1 protein-coding gene, 1 tRNA gene and 2 pseudogenes are annotated in these 2,491 nt (G+C 44.6%); 2 read left to right on the top strand and 2 right to left on the bottom strand.

Annotated elements, in window-relative coordinates; genetic code table 11:
• Window positions 1–131 precede the first annotated feature (131 nt).
• Window positions 132–421 (bottom strand): annotated as a pseudogene (locus tag IR141_RS12325) (IS1595 family transposase); the annotation flags it as partial.
• Between the two features lie 1,378 nt (window positions 422–1,799).
• On the opposite strand from IR141_RS12325, the gene IR141_RS12320 reads away from it, so the two are divergent.
• Together IR141_RS12320 and IR141_RS12315 are read left to right on the top strand one after the other, a co-directional pair.
• Entirely contained in the window at window positions 1,800–2,042 is a 243-nt protein-coding gene (locus IR141_RS12320; RefSeq protein ID WP_135037712.1) for a hypothetical protein, read from the top strand.
• Between the two features lie 49 nt (window positions 2,043–2,091).
• Window positions 2,092–2,167, top strand: a tRNA-Ile gene (locus IR141_RS12315).
• A 43-nt stretch (window positions 2,168–2,210) separates the two neighbouring features.
• On the opposite strand, the pseudogene IR141_RS12310 reads toward IR141_RS12315, so the two are convergent.
• Window positions 2,211–2,491: pseudogene (locus IR141_RS12310) on the bottom strand (tyrosine-type recombinase/integrase); the annotation flags it as partial.

The raw sequence follows: 2,491 nt of genomic DNA, 5'->3' as shown, positions 1-2,491 counted from the left end.
ATGCATAACATCCAGGTTGGGCTCCGCTGTGTGATAAAGCGGAGCAGTTTATAACAAACGGAGAGTGGCTCAATTTTGGAGCACAACTCCCCGTTTCCCTGGCTCAGTTTTGCACGATATTTAACACCATGTTTGAGGATACCGAAAACCACCACTTTGCCTGCGGCTCCTGTGCCGCGTTTTCCTTTGCGTTTACCGCCGGAGCAGCTCTCATCTGACTCTACGGAACCTTCAAAAACCTGATCGGCCTCCAAGGCCGAATGACGGCTGATGACGAGGCGGATTTTGCGGTAAAAGAGTATGGCGGTGTTGGGCCGGATACCCAAGACATCGGCAGCCTAACGGCGGTAACTTCCGGCACAAAATATCCGAGTAGTGTCTTCTGTGCTTTTTTGCTTAATTTACAGTTTGTTATCTTCATTTTAGCAACCTATCATGACTGCTAATCTACGTCAGCCCCCTATTTTTTTGTAGCAGACACATGCAGCGTATCTCTAATGAATAAGCCAAAATCAAATTTGTGCAACTACTGCATAATGCCGTATTTTTTCTTAGATTTGATAACAAATCGTGGCATTAGTCGGAAGATCAATCAAGGTACGGTTAATTCAAATGAGACAAGTTAAAACAACACTGGGAAAACATACTAGTAGCGACTCGTCTAACAACGGCGATCGAGACCAGCATGATAATACCAACAAGAAAGACGACGACAAATAAATAAAAAGTAAAAAGGAGATTAAGAATGCAGACGATTTAAAAAAATGGCATCGGCTGGGATTGCATCGTTTGGTTTTGTGGGGATGGTTGTTACACAACCGATGAGTCCGCAAATGGATGGCTATATCAATGAAGAAGTTCTACCACGCAGAAATGGTGGTGCATCACTATAAAATAGCGGTCCCGCGACAGCAGAAATAAGTGCTTGACATGCTAGAGAACGCAAAATACAGGCAGAAATATAGCAATTGCTTGCAACGCCTTTCTATATGGCCATAGCGTAACAAAGAGCTATTGAGCAGGTTCTAAAACAATGTGAATCATCCAATTGCTATGCATTTGCAACGTTTGCCAATGCTTGCTGGGTAGTGACTCGGCTCGATAGAGTGGCAACTTCAGTAGAAGATTTTTTTTGCCGTTATTGACGAGAATGATAGAAAAGCGGTAGCTAAGCCATGCAAGCATGCAACGCCCAACATAGTTATGACAAATGTAGCCACATAAATCCCTAAGCGAAAAGGGAATGGCCTTTTGCACCGGATACGATTACAGCATCTACGGCCCAAAATACCCCCAAGCCACAGCAAGACCAAATCGAATAATTCTATCATGGTGGTTTAAGTCGAGGCTTTGGCTTGGTCATCTCATCAGCCAGCGTATTGATGACTATCTGGTTTATCTTCCAAGACTGGCGCATAGCCACCAGGCAAAGCCGCGACAGCATGAAAAGCTTCATCACCAAATCGGTGTAAGTGGTACTGGTCATGGTCTTGGTAAACCGGTACCGTTGTTAACCAAAGATCGGAAAGGCGCATTACTGACTTGGTCGAACGGGTTATCTGTCATGCCATTAGTAGCAAATTTAAGAACTTAGAAATTAAAGACACCGCCTGCGCCTTATCATTGAATGCGGATAAAATCAGTGTACATATCGTAACCACAGTAAACAAGCTTTCTTTTTGGGTGTTGCTCACTATGAGCGTAGGAAAGCCTGGCACCAAGCATTCCTACGCTTGCCACTTAAATAGCACACCTCCAATTCTACACCCTCTCAAAAACCTGATTTACCCCAGAACCAAATGATAGCTGATGATGCAACAGCTTTTGCGGTAAAAGACAATGGCAGTATTGGGCTAAATACTCAGGATATCGGTAGCCCACAACATGCGATGGTTTCCGATACAAAATATTCAATTGGTTTCCTTTGGAAACTTTTCTTTGTTACGGTAGCCTATTTTCATGTTAGCAGGCCTGTCTCGACTGCTAATCTATTTCAGCTCCTAAAACTTTTTCCACTGTTTGCTCGCCACACTTTACAGTAGCCTTGTACCAATGGCAGAATATGTTTACAATATTGTTTCTTTATAACTTGGGTCTGTAGCTCAGGGGTTAGAGCAGGGGACTCATAATCCCTTGGTCGTGGGTTCGAACCCCACCGGACCCACCATATAAATCAATATATTGCGCATAATTGTGCTTGCTGGAGTTTTCTAGTGTGCAAAATTTGTGCCATGATTAAACCCAATCCTATCCAATAAAGCCGTATGGTTCTGCAAATGTTCAGCAGACAAATGTGCGTATCGGCGTACCATCTCAATACTTTCCCCATTTCCTGCAAAGCAGCGAGCAGAACACCGATCTGAGCCAGCCAGCTTGCCCATGTGTGGCGCAGGTCGTGCCAGCGGAAATCTTCGATACCGACCGCTTCCAACGCCTTTTTCCACGGCTTCTGTATGTCGCAAACCGGCTGCCCGCGCCTGTTGACAAACAC

It is taken from the genome of Neisseria sp. 19428wB4_WF04, from assembly GCF_015235335.1.
Classification (GTDB): Bacteria; Pseudomonadota; Gammaproteobacteria; order Burkholderiales; family Neisseriaceae; genus Neisseria; species Neisseria musculi.
Note: the sequence above shows the minus strand (reverse complement) of the source record. Positions and strands in the feature narration are given on the sequence as shown.

Coding starts and splice junctions, on each gene's coding strand:
- IR141_RS12320 (WP_135037712.1), top strand. CDS start 1,800: ATGATAGCTGATGATGCAACAGCTTTTGCGGTAAAAGACAATGGCAGT.